Source organism: Gemmata palustris (assembly GCF_017939745.1).
Lineage (GTDB): Bacteria > Planctomycetota > Planctomycetia > Gemmatales > Gemmataceae > Gemmata > Gemmata palustris.
This window is the reverse complement of record NZ_JAGKQQ010000001.1, coordinates 3,956,319-3,973,901: the sequence shown is the minus strand read 5'-3', so window position 1 is coordinate 3,973,901 and position 17,583 is coordinate 3,956,319. Positions and strand designations below refer to the sequence as shown.

Sequence of the window (17,583 nt, the reverse complement as noted above, 5' to 3'; positions counted from 1 at the left end):
TACCTCACGACGTCGGACGGCCGGTCCGGTACGGGGGACATAAGGTGGCACCCGGCACCGGACCAACTATAGCTCGGTGATCAATTGCGCCTTCGGGCGTCGCCAAGTTAACCAATCTGGGCCGCGATCGCGGTGGCTAGGGCCGCATTCCGTTCCGCGTACACCTGTGTCACGTCGGCCTTGGCGTGCCCGAGCAGCACCTGCGCGGCTTCGAGCCCGTGCTCCTTGCGCACCCTCGTGGCGAACGTGTGGCGCAACTGGTTCGGGTGCCAGTGGTGCGCCCGGCGCCACGCCTTCACTGCGGCCCGCTGTTCGCTCGTCAATCGTGACCACCACTTCGCGACCGACTCGTTGGCGCGCCGGGCCAATTCACCAACGGGCGGGGATGCCCGGTCGCACGCACGGAGGACCGCTGTCAGGTAGGCCCGACGGTTGTAGCGCGCGGCCGGTGGACGCTTCCGCTTGGTCCCGATCCGCCGACTCTCGTTCCATTTCACGTGGCTGGGGTACTTCGGCGTCTTCCGGTTCGCGGCTCGGTCCGCTCGGAACTCTGCCACCGCGCGGACGGGCGAGAACAGGAAATCAGAAGTGTCGGACGTGAAGTACTCGCGCAAAAGGGCCTGGGCCCTCGGTCCGATCACGATGACGCGCGTTTTGCCCTTCCAGGCCGTTTTATGGGCCGTGGGCTTGTATACCCACACAGAGTCGTTTGTGTCGATATCACAGCGCCGGATCCGACACGCCTCACCCGGCCGGCATCCGGTCAAACGCTGGAACTCGATCAGCCCTCGGACGTGCCGATTGACGTGGAGTAACATCGCGTCTACGAGCGCGTCCTCGACCGGTTTGATCGATTCGGTCTCGCGTGCCGGGGAGCGCCCGCGTTGCAACCCGGAAACCGCGGTGAGCGCTTGAAAAATAACCGGGGGAATCAACTCCTCGGCGACGGCCCACTTGAAGATCCGGCGCACGCGCTCGACCCGGGCGTTGACACTCTTGCGGGACCACTTCTGTTCGACGAATTTTTGCCGAACCGCTTTCAGTGCCAGTGGGCCGAACTCCGCAGCGGGAATTGCGCCGTAAAGCTCACGCACGAACCGGACAACGGTCTTTATGTGCCGGTTTTCGTCGGTCGGCTCGCCGTCCGGCCCCCGGTAGTGGCTCTCGGCATGTCCGACGTAAGCCAAGAGCACTTCCGCCACCGTGATACCCCTCGCGGTAACGGAAGTCATGGCCGGGGCGGCTTCGTACTCCAGTTGCAATTTGGCGAACGCGGTGCGGGACTCGGCGCTGTCGTAGGCACCGGGGAGGAGTTTATCGCGTCGGGTGCCGGTTTGGTCGGTCCAGACGGCGCGAGCGCGACCGGTTTGTTTGTGGAACAGGTAGGACGGGGTGGGTTTTCGCGGATTGCTCACGAACGGGTTCCTCGCCGCGAACTGTGGAACGATTCCACAGTTCGCTTGGTTTGGAAGCCGCACCCGGCACGCGCCGGGGTAAGCAGGAACTGCTTCGGCAGAAAGCCTTTAGGTCAGAGTGGGCGATACAGGATTTGAACCTGTGACTTCGTCCGTGTGAAGAACGCACTCTACCACTGAGTTAATCGCCCGGTTCACCCGCGTACCATCCGCGGGTGGTGTTGTAATAACGGAGCCGTGGCGCTGCGTCAAGGTTCGCGCTCAAACCTTGGGCGGGGCACTGGTCGGAGCGGGGGCATCGTCGAACCTCGGGGCGCTCGACGGCGTCACCCGGGTCGGGGCCTTGATCGGTTCGGGTTCAATCGCGGCGCGCGGGGCGCTCGGTTCGCTGACTTCGTCTTCGATCCCCTTCAGCCCCTTTTTCACCTCGACGACCGTCTTGCCGAGTGAGCGACCGACGTCGGGCAGTTTCCGCCCGAACAGGAGGACGCCGAGAACTAGAAGGAGCAGGATTTCTGGACCACCTAGACCGAACATTGCAAACAGAGTTGTGGACACGACCTTCCTCCTCAGTTGGATGGTAATGCGACGGAAACTTGGTTGTGGAGGAGGTTGAAGGTAACCCCGCCGGTGTGCGGCCTGCAGGCCATTAGCAATCATACCTGCCGAACCCAGTGAGGGGCAAGCGGGGTCCGGGGAATTTTCCCTCCAGAACGAGCTTGGGAAGTCGGGCAGGGCTACGCAGTGATTGATCTTGGGCGAGTTAGGCTCTAAGCATTCAGGAGGGCCACATCGTTCCAGGTTTGGACGTTATCGAGACGAAATTTCTCCCGTTGGTGTCGGACCAGCTACATTAAACTTCATGGACGACGCATTCCTCGCACAACTTCGTTGCCCGCTCGATCCCCAGCGCGAAGCCACGCTCAGTCGCGACGAGCAACAGCTCGTTTGCTCGGGCTGTACGGCACATTTCCCTATTAAACAGGGCTTGCCCGTTCTCGTGCCTGATGAGGCCGAGTTGCCGGCCGGGATGCGCGAAGTGAGTCAGCTCCCGTGTCACAGGCGGGCGAACCGCCGGAAGCACGCCAACTGAACTGGCGTCATTCCGCGCCCCATGCTATCCCGCAGCCGTGGTCATCATCTGCGCTAGATTTCGTTGGTGGGCGGTACGGCTCGCGATTCTCGTCGCGGCCCTTGCTACGTTCACCCCTTCGACCGGGGCGGCCGACGCACCTGCGCCGGCTCCACAGCCACCAAACCGGCCGCAATACGACCTCGATATTGCGATCGATGGCACCACTCACCGTGCCACGATCCGCGAGCGCGTGACCTGGACGAACACGACCAAGACCGCAACGAATCAGCTCGTTTTCAACTTCTACCCGCACTTCCAGGTGCCTGCGGGCGAATCATTACTGTTCGCGAAGACGCTCGAGTTACTCCGGCTCCAACCGTCGCTCGGTATCGACCGCGACGGCAAAATGGGCAACGTCACCAGCGCTCACCTTTTGGGTGCTAATGCCGCACTGGTTCCACTGAACTACAGCTACGACGAGAAGAACACGACCGCGCTGCGGTTCGAGCTGCCGAACGCCGTTCAGCCGGGCCAGAGTGCGACGATCGAGTTGGTGTGCGACGTCCGGTTGCCCAATAAACAGGGGCGCTGGGGGCACTATGAGGGCGTCACGTTCCTCACGAACGCCATCCCGCTTCTCGCGGTGTGCGATGACGGCGGGTGGAAGCCGATGCCGTTCGTGCCGTGGCACCAGCCCTGGTACAACGAGGCCGGCGTCTTCCGCGCGACGATCACCGTGCCGGAGAACGAGAAGGTCGCGTGCTCGGCGGTCATCAAGTCGGAACAGAAGCTCCCCGGCAACAAGAAAAAAGTTGAGTGCGAGCCGTTCTTGGGGCGCGACTTCGCGGTCCTCTCGTCCGCGCGCTATCAGGAGTTCATCAGTTCCACGAAGCTCCCGGACGGCCGCGAGGTGAAGCTCCGCTGCCTCGCGTTCCCCGAGCACGAGTTCTACGCCACCGAGATCCTGAAGATCGTCGGCGAAGCGATCACGACCTTTTCGCAGTGGTTCGGCGCGTACCCGTACTCGCAGTTCACCGTTGCCGAGTCGTACTTCGGCTGGAACGGGAACGAGTGCGGCGGCCTCATTATGGTGGACGAGCGCGTCTTCGGGATGCCGCACCTCGCGCGGGGGTACGTCGAGTACCTCGTGTCGCACGAGACGTGCCACCAGTGGTGGTACAACATGATCGGCACGAACGGGTTCACGGAGCCGTACCTCGACGAGGGTGCGGCCGCGTACTTCACGCACCGCCTCGTCGACACCAAGCGCGGCAAGAACAACCCGCTCCTGGCGTGGCCGAAGGGTTTGGAGTGGCTGCCGAACATCAACCGCGAGAACTATCGCAACGGCAGCATGTACCACGCCATCCGCAACGGCGAAATGACGCCCGCGGCGCAAGAGCTCCCGCAGTACAAGCACCTGTTCGGGTTGTTCACGGGCGCCTACGACCGCGGGTCGAAGGTGTTCGCGATGATCGAGGACCGGCTCGGCGAAGCCGCGTTCCTCGACTTTATTCGCGGCGTGGTGAAAAAGTATTCGTGGAACATCCTCTCATCGGAACTGCTGCGTGCGGAACTCGAAGCGTATACGGGGCGCGATTGGGGCGAATTCTTCCAGCGCTGGGTGTTCGGTAAGGGGCTGACGGACTGGTCGGTCGAGCGCGTGCGGGTCGAGGCACTCGGCGGCCCGCGTTCGCGGACCGGGTACGCAGTTTCCGTCACCGTGAAGCAGAGCCGCGAGTTCACCGAACCGACGCTGCTCGAATTCACGCGCGGCGCCACCACGGTCCGCGTTCCGGTCGGTCCGTTCCCGGAAACCGTAAAGTTCGAGCAGCACAACGCGACCGCGACGCCGATCGGCGACAACCGCTGGCGCGTGGACCTCGAGTTGCCCTTTGAACCCGAGCAAGTGACGGTCGATCCCGACGGTGTTTTGCTCGACGCGAACCCCAACAACAACCGGTGGAAACCGTCGATCAAGACGCACGTCACGCCGCTGTACACGATGCTCGACGAGACCGGGTTGACGGCCGATTACAACCGCTGGAATTTCCTCGCCGGGCCGTGGGTGTGGGGGCCGGCCGCACAAGACCCGTGGTACACGCGCTCGACGATGCTCGGCCTACGGGCCGGCGGGTTCCGCACCGAGCGCTACGCGACGGGCGCGTACACCGCGATCCGCTCGGACTACCGCGACGCGATCGTGGGTGTCGACGGCAAGTTGCTGTTCGAGCACCGCGAGATCGGCGCGAACTGGGAAACGCGCATCGGCGGGCCGTGGGGCGGCCTGGACGGTGCGAGCGGTGCCCAGCGCGGATCGATCTACGCGCGGAACATTCACAAGGAATCGGCGAGCCTCTACCTCCCGCCGATGTTTTACGACGAGGCGTTCGCGACCTACCAGGACAACTTCCTGCCGTTCGCCCGCCGGCCCGGGGGCGATCGCTGGGACCGCCTGTGGATGGCCGGCTGGCACGTGCGATTGAACCTGTACACGCCGTACTGGGACCCCGAGTGCGGCCTCTGGGCCGATGCGATGGCGGCCGGCGGACAGGCCGATTTTGCGGACGGTTGGAAGCCGATGGCGCAGGCCCGCGCGGAGCTCGCCGCGGTCCACACGCTGCCGGAGTGGACCGGGCCGTTCCGGGTCGCGCGGATCGCGGGGCGCGTGGTGGGCCAGTTCGCGACCCCGGACCGCGGGCAGTTCTTCGCACTGGGCGGCGGCACGCTGTTCCGCGGGTTCGATCTCGCCGAGCGCCAGGGTAGTGCCCTGTGGGTCGGGAATTTGGAGATGCGCTGGCCGCTGGCGCGGAACGTGACCTGGGACGCGCTCGATCACAGTGTCGGCGCGCGAAACGTCTGGCTCGCCACCTTTTACGACGTCGGTGCGGTGTACGCTAACGGTCGGGCCGTCGGTGGAAACGTGGCCCACGCGGTCGGTGCGGGGCTCCGGGTCGACGTCGCGGTGTTCAGTTTCATCGAACGCGCGACGCTGCGCTTCGATGTGGGCAAGTCTCTCAACGGCGGAACGCCGCTGCAATTCTGGTTCGGCGTCCAACACTCGTTCTGAAATCACGCGATTCCCGGCAGGTGTCGCGCGCGTACCGGGTGCCTGTGCATTGGGTCGGCGCGGGGGCGCGGCACCAGATTTTCAATTGCGCCGCGCGTTCGCATTCAAAGGTGCGCGGGTCGTTTCCGCAGACTTGGGGCGAAATGGTCGCGCATTTTAGGTATAATGAGAGTGCGTTACGCCACCGATCGACGAACCAACCCGAGTACCCAATGCCAAATGCCACCCTCCCGGCGGCCGAAAAGCAACAGCGCCGCGTCGAGGCCGCGATCGAGCAGCTTCGCGTGGTCGTCGTCAAGTCACGGGGGTCGTCCGACGTCGCGGACGAAGCGGCTCAAGCCATCGAACAGCTGAACGCGCTGTACGCCGAAATCAAGGACGCTTTCACGCCCGAGGACGTGCGGTACGCGAACGTGCTCCGCGGTTACCTGGGGGAGCGGCTCGCGGCACACGAGCCGAAGGCGTCCCACACCAAGAAGGCGAAGCGGAAGGGCGACAAGCTCGACCACTGCTGGCGGTGCAAGACCCCCGTGGACGAGCGGTTCAACGACGAGTGCCCGTCGTGCAGCGAAAAGGCGTACAAGTGGCGCGTGTGCCCCGTGTGCGCTGCCTGCGGGTGCCAGCGCGCCGGCAAAGTGCTCATCTGAGCGGAGTGAATACAGATCGGGAAAGTCAGAATGGCCACAAAAACGCACAAAGGGCACAAAAAAGAGAGGACAGAGGTCAGAAGACAGAAGAAGACAGAGGTTTGGGTTGGTTTTTGTAGCCCGGATGGGGCGACCGATCGTAGCCAGGGGTGAAGCGAGCTACGGAGCGCAACCCCTGGTAGACCAGCACAAGATGAAGCCAGCCCCGTAGGGGCGACAGCCCAATCAGAGGCTCTGTCGCCCCTACGGGGCTGGCTTCGTCTTCGCGTTCGTCCCCCGGTCCATTCGTGGGGGTTCGCGGGAGTCGGCCAAGGGTTGCGCTGCGCTTCACCCCTGGCTACGATCGGTCGCCCCATCCGGGGCTACAAAAACCAACACGTCCGGTCTTTGTATCGGGTCTCCTGACTTCTTCTGTCCTCTGTCCTCTGTCCTCTCTTTTTTGTGTCCTTTGTGGCTATCCCGTCTTCGGTATTGATCCGTGTTATCGGCGTTCATCCGCGGCGGATTGCTCTTCCCAACTCCCTGTCACTCGGGCAGCGGTTGCCCCTTCGTTTCGGGCGCGATCGCGATGAGCACCAATCCCACAACATAAACGCCGGCGACCACGGCGCAGGCCTGCGAGTAGTCCTTGTCGAAGTACGCGAGCAGGTTCGCCATTTGGAGCTGCCCGACGGCCGCGATGATGCGCCCGAAGTTGAACCCGAAGCCCTGGCCGGTTGCGCGCACCGAGGTGCGGAACAGTTCGGGCAGGTAAAGCGGGAGCCACCCGTAGAACGCCGCCGAGATCGTGCCCAGCAACCCCGCCGACAGCACGAACGCAGGGCCGTATTCGGTGTTCAGTTTGTAGAAGCCGACCATCGTAATCAGGGAGAGCACGCACAGCGCCGCGTAGACCGGTCGGCGCCCGAGCGCTCCGCCCACAACCGCCGCGACCACGCACCCGATTGCGGCCCCGATCGACGACGAAATCTGGAGCCACGCCCGCCGCACCTCGGCCGGAACGTTCTCGCCCGGGAGGTCGTTCACCCACATGTACATCCACATCAGCCCGGCCCAGGTCGCCAATAGGGGAACGCCGCTCAGTCCGGCCGCGAGGAGCATCCGCTCGAGCGTCTGGCGCTTCGCGGCCGGTGCCAGATCGCACCGCGACAGGTAACCCCGCGCCGGCGTCAGGTAGCCGAAGACCACGACCGCGAGCCCGACCAGTGAGCCGGACACGCGGACCCAGAGATCGAGCCCACTTACCGCCCACAGCGCGATGATTCCCAGCGCGGCAGCCGCCCCGACGAGGACGCCGATGAGGTCGCGCCCGGCCCAGTGCGACGCCTTCCCCGCTTCTTTCTCCTTCGTCCACTTCTCCGACTCGGGTACCAGCAGTCGGATGAACAGCGTGAGGAGCGCGGGTACCGTGCCGACGAGCAGTAGCAGGCGCCAGTTCCCGTTCGCGGTGAGCGCTGCGGCCAAATCGTGCGGGACGCCGACGGATTCGATCCACCGTGGGAGATCGGCCTTCACGCGCCCGAGCGCCAGTGCGATCCCGCCACAGACCGTGTACCCGAGGTTCCCGAACGCGCCGATCCAGCCGGCCAACCACGCGCGCGAAGCGTTCGGCCAAACCTCCATGACGAGCGCGACCCCGAGCGCCCACTCGCCGCCCATACCGAGCGCGCCGAGGAACCGCAGGACCGCGAGCTGTTCCGGCCCCTGCGACAGCGCCGAGAGCCCGCTACAGATCGAGTACAGGAGGACGCTCACGGTCATCGCGCGGACGCGCCCGATCTTGTCGCCGAGCCACCCGAACACGACCCCGCCGGTCGCGGCGCCCACAAGAAAGCACGCCATGATGATGCCGTACCACTTGCTCACGCTGTCCTTATCAGCGCGCGACGGGTCGAGCGGGTCGCGGAGCCATTCGCCGAGCGCGTCGCGCCCGACGAGCGGGAACAGGCCCATTTCCATCCCGTCGAACATCCAGCCGAGCAGCGCGGCGAGGAGCGCGAGGTTGCGACCGCGGGACGTGGCAGCGGGCAGGCTCATGGGGTGGTAGTCCAAACAATAAGCACGCGGCAGGGTTGATGAGCAGGATGGCGGAACCGCGCGGGATGGGCAAGGGGGAGCCGAAAATCATCCCGACTCGGCTGGGGCGGGCACCCGACCGCCGCGATCGTAGTTCGTTGCCAGTAACTTGTTTGGGCGCTGGGGCAGGGGCCTTGCCGCAAAAGGGGCGTCGCCTGATCTGCACACTGACTTAAGTTTTAGATGGATTTTGGAGGGGGCGGCCCGTTTAGCGAGCCGGAAGACACGCCCACCGGGTCGGCTTTCCGTTGCCGACCCGCGTGTGGTGCCCGGCTATTGTGTGGAGCCTTCGCCGTGCGGTCACTTTTTCTTCGGTGGCGGAGCGGCCTTCGCGGGCGCACTTTTCGCGTCCTTCTTCGGTTTCTTTTTTTCCTTACCCTGAGAGTTGTTGCCCTTCGCCATCACACGCCCCTGTTCGAGATCGAGAGCGGTCGGATAACCGCTACGCTGATGGTACCGTTTTCGTCCGGGCGCAACAGACCATCCGCCTGGTTTTATGCGGCGCTGGGCACGTGCCCGGTCACACAACCGTGAACGACGGTCCGAATGTAGGAGATATTCTGGCTCGAGCGAACGCCGCGCGGACTCCCGAGAGCCCCGCTACGCGGCCCGCGCGAGCCCCGTGCCCCATGCGCCCTTGAATTCCGCAGGGTGAACCGCGTTCAGGGCCATCAGGATGGGCGGTTCCCCGCTGGCGAGCAGCTTCCGAAAGGACCGCTCCTCGCGCACGTCGCGCCCGGAAACCCAGACGTCCCACGGCGATTCTTCGCACACGCAGCCGAGAAACGGGCGCGCGGTGCGGTCCATGAACCACACGCTGAACACGCTCTCGCGCTGGCGCAGTTTCGGCCACAAATTGGGGGCGCGCTCCCACATGGCGGCGTACTGGTGCTGCACCTCGGTGATGCGCTCGCGCTCGTTCGGTTCGACACCGAAGACCAGGACCGCCCACGCGACCCGGGAGAACGGCACCACTTCGGCCGCCTGCAGGCCGCACGCGACCAAGTGGGCGACGGCGTCGAACGTCGGTTCGAGGTCCGGGCGCCCGGTCAGGTCGATGCGGATGTACCGCCCGAACAGTGGCTCGTGTGGCTCGTGTGGCGCGTGCGGCGCGTCCCGCTCGTACCCGCGCGCCCCAACGTGTGGTGGTATGTCCACGAACGGCTCCCTCAGTCGAACTGGCGTTCCCCGAACCGCGGCCGGTACGACTCCGCGTATCAGACCCGGTGCAATATCTATTGACACCGCGGAACGCAACAAAAAAGGCGGGAAGCGCCAGTCAGGATTGGTTTCGGCTCGGGGACGGGTCAGGGGTTAATCTTGAATTTATCTTCCCGTTTCCCGGTCCCGAACCGGGTGATCGGGTCGATGCCGTAGTACGCCGCGAGGAGCGAGTACATTTCCGGGTGCAACCGCTTCAGGGCCGCCGAGCGGCAGTAAAAGGCTTCGGTCGCGTCGGCGAAAAACTCCATCTCATTATCGGCCGCGTGGGGGGTAAAGAGCGTACCGGAGTTGTTCTCACGAAGCGCCCGGCGGTGATCCTCGAGTGCGACGGTCATCACGTACCGCCACCGCGTTTCGAGCGCGCGGTCGCCGAGGTCGGGGGCGCCCGCGGTGACCCCGTGGCGGAAATCGAGCTGGTGGGCGAACTCGTGGACGACGACGTTGTACCCGGCGTCCGGGGTGCGCCCCTCGGCCAGCACCTCGTCCCACGCGAGCAGCACCGGCCCCCGATCGACCGCTTGCCCGGCCAGGGGTTGATCGGACAGCAGGTCGTCTTCCCAGTCGTCGCCCGCGACCGGGGTGCGGAACTCGGTGGGGAACACCACGACCTCGCGCACCCACGGGTAATAACCGCGATCGGGGCCGAGGAGCAAGAGGGCCGCTTGCGCCGCGATGGTGACGCGCATCTCTTCGGTGATGAACAGCCCGCCGCGCCCGAGCCACAGTTTTTCAGCAATGAGCACGCGGGTCGCGTCCCGGAGTTGTGCTTGATCGGAGGGGGAGAGTCGCGTGTAGTGCCCGACGTTCCGCTCGAGGAACCCGGTCCACCGGAGCGGGAACGGTTCGGCGAGCAGTTTGCGCCGGCGGCGGGTGCGGAGCCAGGAGAACAGCATGCGGCTATTGTACCGCGTGAGCGTCGGGCGGGTGGACCCGTCCGAGCGGGAACGGCGGGCCGGGTATTCCCGGCCCGTGTCGTTTGGTGATCGAGCTATTATTTCCGGCCGAAGCGCCAGCGGCCGAGCCCGACCAGCGGTAAACCGAGCGCGACGAGTGCGATCGTCGCGGGCTCCGGTACGCCCGGCGGGGCGCTGCCGGTCGGGACCGTCACCTCGGTGATGTTCGTGTCATACGTCCCGTCGCCGGAGCGGGCGTTGCGCCCGACGAACAGGCTCAACTCACCGGACCCGTACTGCGAAGACGCCCAGAAGTTTCCCAGCCCGATTTGACCGGTCGGGATCGTCGGCCCGTTGTAGGTCCAGATCAGGTTCGGGGCGGTCGGGTCGTCGAAGATGTTCACGTTCGGCGGGAGCGGGCTCACCGCGGGGGTCGAGAGGGTCCAGCCGTCGGGCGCGCCCCCGGAGCCATCGATCAGCCCGTGGAAGTTGTAGATACCGAAGTAATCTCCCGCCTGGAGCTTCATGTCACTGGGCAGGACCACTGCATACGTCCACCGGAAACCCGCGCCCTCGGGCGTAACGGTGACGGTGGTTGGGACGAGCCCCGCGTAAGCGGGAGTGGTCGCGAGTGCCGCGGCGAGGACCAGGGCGATCCGGCTGATGCGGAACATGGGGGATTCTTTCCGTCAAGGTGGGGCGACATCTGCGTCGGTAGACCGGCGCGAGCCGGGGCTTTAGGGAAACTCGGAAATCGTGTCAACTGCAACCCGCGCGTCGTCGGGACTGTTTGGTGTGCAGAGGTACCTCGCATCCGCGAGTCCCAACGACCCCGGCGGGAACTCAAGTTCTCGCTTTTTGTGTGAGTGTGCTCGGCTCGCGTTCCTTCAGAAATTCTGCAGCGAACGTGTCGCACAGAACGTCGAGGGCGAATTTCGGCACGCCGCGTGCTGTAAGCCGATTCTCGAAGCGGCCCCGGTGTGCGATTACCGGGGCCGCTTGATTTATTCCCATTAATCCGAGTTCGACCGACGCCGAGCAGGTTGCCCGTTGGTCACGTTTTCACAAATCGAGCGCCGATGAGCGAGCACAACGCCGTCATGATGCAGTTCTTTCACTGGTACACGCGCGAGGACGGTGCGTTTTGGGACGAGGTGACTCAAAAAGCTCCCGAACTGGCCGCGGCCGGGGTCGACGCCCTCTGGCTCCCGCCCGCCTCGAAGGGGACTAACGGTGCTACGGACGTCGGCTACGGCGTGTACGACCTGTACGACCTCGGCGAGTTCGACCAGAAGGGGACCGTGCGCACCAAGTACGGAACCCGCGCTCAGTACCTCGCGGCGATTAAGGCCCTCCAGGGGGCAGGGGTCCGCGTGTACGCCGACATCGTCCTGAACCACCGCCTCGGGGCCGACGGGTTCGAGACGGTGAGGGCGACCCCGTTCCCGGCCGACGATCGCCGCACCCCGAAGGGCGAGCCGGTCGAGATCCGAGCCGCGACCTCGTTCACGTTCCCCGGGCGCGCGAAGGCGCACTCCGATTTCGCGTGGAACTGGACCCACTTCGACGGGTGCGACTACGACCACAACAAGCCCGAGGACCGGGGCACCGTGTACCTGTTCGAGGGCAAGGCGTGGGACGACCAAACGTCGCTCGAGTTCGGGAACTACGCGTTCCTGATGGGCGCCGACCTGGACTTCGAGTCGCAAGAGGTGAACGACGAACTGAACCGGTGGGGCCGGTGGTTCGTGGACACGACCGGCGTGGACGGGTTCCGGTTCGACGCGGTCAAGCACATCTCGGCCCCGATCTTCCCGGCGTGGCTCGAGCACATGCGCCAGCACACCGGGAAGGAGCTGTTCACGGTCGCGGAATACTGGTCCGGGAACCTGGCCGAACTGCACTGGTTCCTGGACGAGGCCGGGCCGCTGTTCACCGCGTTCGACGTACCGCTGCACTACAACTTCCACGCGGCGAGCCGGTCGAACGGGAACTACGACATGCGCCAACTGTTCGACGGGTCGCTCGTGAAGGAGCGCCCGCTGCAGGCGGTCACGTTCGTGACCAACCACGACTCGCAGCCGCTCCAGTCGCTCGAATCGGTGATCGAGCCGTGGTTCGTCCCGCTCGCGTATGCCGCCATTCTTTTGCGCCGCGACGGGTACCCGTGCCTGTTCTACCCGGACTATTACGGCGCCGAGTACGAGGATTTCGGGCGCGACGGGAACCGGCACAAAGTCGTGCTGCCCTCGCACCGGGTGCTGATCGACGTTTTCCTGAAGGCGCGCAAGGAGTGCGCATACGGCGAGCAGGTCGATTACCTCGACCACTGGAACCGGATCGGGTGGGTGCGGATGGGCGACGAGGCGCACCCGAAGGCGATGGCGGTGCTCTTGAGCGATAAGTCCGAGGGCACGAAGTGGATGGGGACGGGGCGCCCGGGGGGAACAACGTTCCGCGATGTCACCGGTCACATTGCGGAGCCGGTTGTGGTCAATGACGACGGGTTCGGTGAGTTCCGGTGTCCGGGCGGATCGGTCTCGGTTTGGGTGCAGGAATAGGCCGGCGGTCGCGGATCAAAACTCTTCCGGGCGCTCGGGTTCGACGGCTTCAATAGTGGCGGAGCCGTCGTCCTTCCGAATGAAAGCGCGGCAATCGATCCACCGCGCGACTTCACAAGGTGCCTCGGAGCACCCCGAACTGAAGGCCTCGTTAAAGCGGACCGTGAATTCCACGGCGATGCGCTCGTTACTGACACTGACCTCTCGAATCGTGATTTCTGCGCCCGTTTGAGGGTACCCGCCGCGGCTACAGGCGGAGCCCAGGGGGAACGCGCTATAGTTCTTCTCCAGTTGATCGATTACGGCGGCGCGGAATTCGGACGTGCCGTAGGCGCGCAGGCTGTTCGCAAAGTTCATCTCTCTCCCGCTCTGATTCGATAGCCGCAGTAGGATCGTTTCGTTCTCGGGGCTGGAAAAGTCCACCCGCGTTGGCGCTCGTGATTCGCCAAGAGGCTCCGGCGAATCACGAGCGCCAACGCGGGTGGTGCCAAACCCCCGTGGATCGTCAGGCGGGAGCCGATGGATTGGCGGGCGCGCCGGGCGGGGGAACGACATAAAAGAGGAGCATGTTGCGGCCGTAACTCCGAATGTCCCACGCCGGCGGGTCGGGCAGGCGCTCGAGGGGGAAGCCCTCTTCGGCCTGGATCGTCAGCACGGACTCGGCCGGGGCTTTGGCGAGAAGCACGTTCACCAGTGCGAGGAACTCCTCTGCCTTTTCGCTCAGGTCCGGGAACGGCGGGCTGAGGAACAGGTTCACCGCGTCCTTGGGCGGGAGCCAGCGCTCGGCCCAGCGGTACGCATCGGCTTTCAGCACCTGCACCTTGTCGGCGATGCCGAACTCTTCCGCGTACTTCTGGATGTCGGTGCTCTGCCGCGGGTCTTTTTCGATGAGGCGGGCGGACGCCGCCCCCCGGCTCACCGCTTCCAGGCCGACGACGCCGGTCCCCGCGAAGATGTCGAAGAACGCGCGGTCCGGCACCGCGTTGCCGAGAATACTGAAGAGCGCCTCGCGCACCATTTGTGGGGTGGGTCTCATCCCGTCGTGAACCACGACGGTGAGCTTCCGGCCGCGGAGCGACCCGGCGACGATCCGAACCTGTGTTTTTTCAAGCATAGTTGTTTGGACACGGTGACTGCGGGGCGAGTTCGCTAACTCCCCATCAAATCACTATCCGCACCCGACACACCCGCTACAAGTCCACCCGCCCCAGGAAGTTCCAAGTTCCGGCCCCGGATTCCGAGTTGGGGCCGGAAGTGACCGGCGCGAAAGATGTTATTGCGGGGGCTCGATTTGGATCAGTTTCGCGGGAAATCGTCACTTCCCGGGGGTGTCCCTGTAGATTTTGGCAGGCGGTAGTGGTTAGGCTGTTGGTCCTTGCACTTTTTGACTCTGGGAGGCACGGATGCCGACGCTAACCATCGAGTACCAGACCGACGCGGAACGACTGATTTTGGAGCAGGCGCTGGCGTTTTTCGCTCAGATGCGACACGTCGGTGCCACCGCTCCCGATGGTACGGTACTGGCCGCTTGTGAACGAGTCGCCCTCGACTCCGGACGCGAACTCGTCCGCGACACGTTGGCTTCCGCCGTCCAGAGTCGCGCCGACACCACCGATGCTTCCCAAAAAAGTCGGGCAGCAGGCTCAAAGGACGACGCCCCCGCTGGCTCTTGACGGCACTCGGGCGCATCCGCCTCCGCCGTCAGTACGCCATCCGCGCCGATGGCGGAGCGTTCCCGGCCGATGCCGTTCTGGGAGCCGAGGGGTATGTAACGACCGCCGCACAGCGGATGGCGGTTCTGGCCGGTGCGAGGGATTCCTTTGCGCGTGCGGAAGTAACGCTGCGTGAGTTGGCCGGTTGGGAGTTAGACGACGAGGTGATTCGCCAACTCACACACGCCGCCGCGAAGAGTCTGAGGGCCTCCCGCGAGCATCGCGCCGACGCCGAACGATTCGCAACGGCCGGGGGAGTCGTCGAGGTGCAAATCGACGCCGGGAAGGTGAACACCACGACCGGATGGCGGGACATCAAGTTGGGCGTGGTTTGCAAGCGAGAGCGGGGGAAGTCCGCGACGCCCGAAAAGTGGAGCGACCGCGTGTTGCCGCCCCCAACGATTCGGACCGTGGTGGCCAACGTCGAGGGCGCGAGCATTTTCGCGGAGCGCGTGCGAGCGGAGGCGGATCGCCTGAAGGTGACCACCGCCAGCGACGTGACGGTATTGGGTGACGGCGCGGAGTGGATCTGGAATCTGGCGGCCGATGTGTTGCCCCAGGCCGCCGGTGTATTGGACGTGTATCACGCGATCGAGCACATCGGGACTGCGGTGAAGGCGATCTGGGGTGAGACGGCGGAGGCGACCGCTCGTCGGCAGAGCGCCTTGTTGGCCGTGGTGACGGATGGGAAAGCCGGGATCGAGCGGTGGATCGCCGATACGTTCGGCGCGTTGCCGTCGGAATCCAACGGAGACGTGTTGCGGGCGTTGGCGCGTTACCTCGGCTCGCACCCGACGCGGTTGGGCTACGCGCAACGGCTGGCAAATGGTCGGAGTATCGGCAGCGGGTTAATCGAGGGTTCGGTGAAGCAGTTGGTGAATCGCCGGATGAAACTAACCGGCGCGCGGTGGCGCGTGGAACACGTCGGGCCGCTGGTGGAACTGGCGGCCGTCATCGAGACCCCAGACTGGCACGACTTCTGGACCGCCGCTTGAGCGTTGCCAAAATCTACAGGGACACCCCTTCCCGGTCCGGCCTTTTCCCGGCGCGGGTGGGAAGCTATAAGGCTCCGGCGGTTTGTCCGCCCGTACCGAATGAGGAGGTGCTTCCGATGCGATCCGCTGGCTTCACCCTAACTGCTCTGTTGGTCGCCGGCTCAGCGGGGTGGGCACAGCCGCCCGCGGTGCCCGGCGCACCCGTTGCCCCGCCCCCGGCGGCGCAACCGAAGGCCGATCCCAAACTCGATGCGTACCTCCTCGAGTGGGAAAAGAAGATGGCGGGCGTGATTAACTTCCGGACGGAAGTGACACTGGCGCGCACCGACGCGGTGTTCAAAAAGACGACCACCTTCGGCGGGCCGGATTCCGTCGTGCTGTGCATGAAGCCCAACTACGCGGTGCTCCGGCTCAATAACACCGGCGACCCGACGAAGACCGACTACGAGGCGTACATCTGCGACGGCAAGGCCGTGTACGCCTACAACGGCGTCGCCAAAACGATCACCGCGTTCAAGATCCCGAAGGCCGGGGCCGGGGTGGACAACCTGATGATCGACTTCCTCTCCGGGATGAAGGCGAAGGACGTGAAGGAGCGGTTCGACATCGCGCTCTTCAAGACCGACGAGAACTACATCTACCTGGACATCAAGCCGCTGTTGGGCAAGGACCAGCGCGAGTTCAAGCACCTGCGCCTGGCCCTCTACGGGCCGGGGGCGAACACCGCGAAGTTCGCGTACCTGCCGGCCCAGGTGTACATGCTCAAGCCGAACGACGACGTCGAAGTGTGGAAGTTCGCCAACACGCAGGTGGACATCCCGGGCGTGGAGGCGAAACACTTCCAGTTCGTTGACATCAAGGGGTGGAAGGTTCTGGAGGCCCCGCCGGCGCCCGTGGGCAACAGCGGTACGGTCCCGGCCGGCGGTGCGGTGCGCCCGGGCAAACCGTAACGCTCCCCGCGGATCGTATTTGTGAGAAGCCCGTGACCGAGGTCGCGGGCTTCGCTCATTTTGCTACTTTCTCATTCCCCTTTCACCCTCTCGGCGTAACGATGTGGGCAGCCGACGGGGACTCGTACCTTGCGCCGGCGAACGATTCACCTCTACTCCCAAGGGGACGTCATGCGAGCAATTCGGTGTTTGGTGGCGGCCGTGCTGGCCGCGGGTATCGTCACTGTTGTTGCGGCCCAACCGGGACGGGGTGGCGGCGGGTTCGGCGGTCAAGACGTGACCACCCTGGTGCTGACCAACGCGGCCCTCCAGGAAGAGATCAAGGTAACCGACGCGCAGAAGGAGAAGTTCAAGCCGGCGGTCGAAAAGCAGACCGAGATGAACAAGGAATTCGCGGGCGCGTTCAAGGGCGGCTTCGACAAGGACAAGTTCACCGAGCTCAACGAGAAGCGGACGAAGGTGTCCGAAGAGGTCAAGAAGGTCGTGGACGAGACGCTGACCGCGGATCAGAAGAAGCGGCTGAAGCAGATCTCGATCCAGGTGATGAACTTCACCGTGTTTAACGACCCGGAAGCCAAGGGCAAGGGTAAGGGCTTCGGTGGCACGACCGAAGCGCAGAAGGCGGTCATGAAGGACGTTGCCGAGGCCCTCAAACTGAGCGACGCGCAGAAGAGCACCGTGAAGGGGCTCGTCGACGAGTTCAACAAGGAGAGCCGTGAACTCTTCGCGGAAGCCGGCGGCGGTGGCAAGGGCAAGCAAATCGACCCGGAGAAGTTTGAGGCCGCGAACAAGAAGGTCGACAAGCTCCGCAAGGAGACGTGGGCCAAGATCGAAGAGGCCCTCGACGGCACCCAGAAGACCGCGTGGAAGGGGCTCGTGGGCGAGCCGTTCGACACGGCCAAACTGCGCCCGACGTTCCCGAAGAAGGATTGACCCCGGCGCCGGTTACTGAGTAGACGATAGGC

15 protein-coding genes, 1 tRNA gene and 1 pseudogene are annotated in these 17,583 nt (G+C 64.7%); 8 read left to right on the top strand and 9 right to left on the bottom strand.

Translation table 11 applies throughout. From position 1 onward, the window contains the following. Positions 1–107: 107 nt before the first annotated feature. From J8F10_RS16385 to J8F10_RS16375, 3 genes are all read right to left on the bottom strand, one after another. On the bottom strand, positions 108–1,415 hold the full coding sequence (locus J8F10_RS16385) for a tyrosine-type recombinase/integrase (protein ID WP_210655366.1): 1,308 nt from the start codon (positions 1,413–1,415) through the stop codon (positions 108–110). A gap of 119 nt (positions 1,416–1,534) precedes the next feature. After that, positions 1,535–1,606 (bottom strand) — tRNA-Val (locus J8F10_RS16380). 70 nt (positions 1,607–1,676) lie between these two features. Then, complete coding sequence (locus J8F10_RS16375; protein ID WP_210655364.1) at positions 1,677–1,973, bottom strand: Sec-independent protein translocase subunit TatA/TatB; 297 nt, start codon at positions 1,971–1,973, stop codon at positions 1,677–1,679. Positions 1,974–2,277: 304 nt separating this feature from the next. Between J8F10_RS16375 and J8F10_RS16370 the strand changes: the two genes are divergently transcribed. The 3 genes from J8F10_RS16370 (at position 2,278) to J8F10_RS16360 (ending at position 6,207) form a co-directional block, all read left to right on the top strand. Continuing rightward, a complete protein-coding gene (locus tag J8F10_RS16370) occupies positions 2,278–2,508 on the top strand; it encodes a Trm112 family protein (RefSeq protein ID WP_210655362.1) in 231 nt (76 codons plus the stop codon). A gap of 232 nt (positions 2,509–2,740) precedes the next feature. Beyond that, the gene (locus tag J8F10_RS16365; protein WP_210655360.1) at positions 2,741–5,560 is read left to right on the top strand and encodes a M1 family aminopeptidase; all 2,820 of its coding nucleotides are present in this window, start codon (positions 2,741–2,743) and stop codon (positions 5,558–5,560) included. Positions 5,561–5,772: 212 nt separating this feature from the next. Next, the gene (locus J8F10_RS16360) at positions 5,773–6,207 is read left to right on the top strand and encodes a hypothetical protein (RefSeq protein WP_210655358.1); all 435 of its coding nucleotides are present in this window, start codon (positions 5,773–5,775) and stop codon (positions 6,205–6,207) included. 525 nt (positions 6,208–6,732) lie between these two features. On the opposite strand, the gene J8F10_RS16355 is transcribed toward J8F10_RS16360, so the two are convergent. From J8F10_RS16355 to J8F10_RS16340, 4 genes are all read right to left on the bottom strand, one after another. After that, positions 6,733–8,244 carry an MFS transporter gene (locus J8F10_RS16355; protein ID WP_210655356.1) on the bottom strand — a complete coding sequence of 504 codons (1,512 nt, stop codon included), beginning with the start codon at positions 8,242–8,244 and terminating at the stop codon, positions 6,733–6,735. Between the two features lie 639 nt (positions 8,245–8,883). Next, a complete protein-coding gene (locus tag J8F10_RS16350; protein WP_210655354.1) occupies positions 8,884–9,441 on the bottom strand; it encodes a hypothetical protein in 558 nt (185 codons plus the stop codon). A 149-nt stretch (positions 9,442–9,590) separates the two neighbouring features. Then, positions 9,591–10,400 carry a M90 family metallopeptidase gene (locus J8F10_RS16345; protein ID WP_210655352.1) on the bottom strand — a complete coding sequence of 270 codons (810 nt, stop codon included), beginning with the start codon at positions 10,398–10,400 and terminating at the stop codon, positions 9,591–9,593. A gap of 98 nt (positions 10,401–10,498) precedes the next feature. Further along, complete coding sequence (locus tag J8F10_RS16340; RefSeq protein ID WP_210655350.1) at positions 10,499–11,074, bottom strand: PEP-CTERM sorting domain-containing protein; 576 nt, start codon at positions 11,072–11,074, stop codon at positions 10,499–10,501. A gap of 405 nt (positions 11,075–11,479) precedes the next feature. On the opposite strand from J8F10_RS16340, the gene J8F10_RS16335 reads away from it, so the two are divergent. Continuing rightward, positions 11,480–12,961 carry an alpha-amylase gene (locus tag J8F10_RS16335; protein WP_210655348.1) on the top strand — a complete coding sequence of 494 codons (1,482 nt, stop codon included), beginning with the start codon at positions 11,480–11,482 and terminating at the stop codon, positions 12,959–12,961. Between the two features lie 15 nt (positions 12,962–12,976). Here J8F10_RS16335 and J8F10_RS16330 read toward each other — a convergent pair whose 3' ends face one another. Both J8F10_RS16330 and J8F10_RS16325 read right to left on the bottom strand, forming a co-directional pair. Then, the gene (locus J8F10_RS16330; RefSeq protein ID WP_210655346.1) at positions 12,977–13,318 is read right to left on the bottom strand and encodes a hypothetical protein; all 342 of its coding nucleotides are present in this window, start codon (positions 13,316–13,318) and stop codon (positions 12,977–12,979) included. A gap of 148 nt (positions 13,319–13,466) precedes the next feature. Continuing rightward, positions 13,467–14,075 carry an RsmD family RNA methyltransferase gene (locus J8F10_RS16325; protein ID WP_210655344.1) on the bottom strand — a complete coding sequence of 203 codons (609 nt, stop codon included), beginning with the start codon at positions 14,073–14,075 and terminating at the stop codon, positions 13,467–13,469. A 289-nt stretch (positions 14,076–14,364) separates the two neighbouring features. Between J8F10_RS16325 and J8F10_RS16320 the strand changes: the two genes are divergently transcribed. From J8F10_RS16320 to J8F10_RS16305, 4 genes and pseudogenes are all read left to right on the top strand, one after another. Next, complete coding sequence (locus tag J8F10_RS16320) at positions 14,365–14,634, top strand: hypothetical protein (protein WP_210652645.1); 270 nt, start codon at positions 14,365–14,367, stop codon at positions 14,632–14,634. After that, a pseudogene (locus J8F10_RS16315) lies at positions 14,583–15,668 on the top strand (hypothetical protein); the annotation flags it as partial. The gene J8F10_RS16320 and the pseudogene J8F10_RS16315, both read left to right, overlap by 52 nt. Positions 15,669–15,784: 116 nt before the next feature. Continuing rightward, on the top strand, positions 15,785–16,618 hold the full coding sequence (locus tag J8F10_RS16310) for a TIGR03009 domain-containing protein (RefSeq protein WP_210655342.1): 834 nt from the start codon (positions 15,785–15,787) through the stop codon (positions 16,616–16,618). A gap of 171 nt (positions 16,619–16,789) precedes the next feature. After that, positions 16,790–17,551: a hypothetical protein gene (locus tag J8F10_RS16305; RefSeq protein ID WP_210655340.1), complete on the top strand. Its 762-nt coding sequence runs from the start codon at positions 16,790–16,792 to the stop codon at positions 17,549–17,551. Positions 17,552–17,583: the final 32 nt, after the last annotated feature.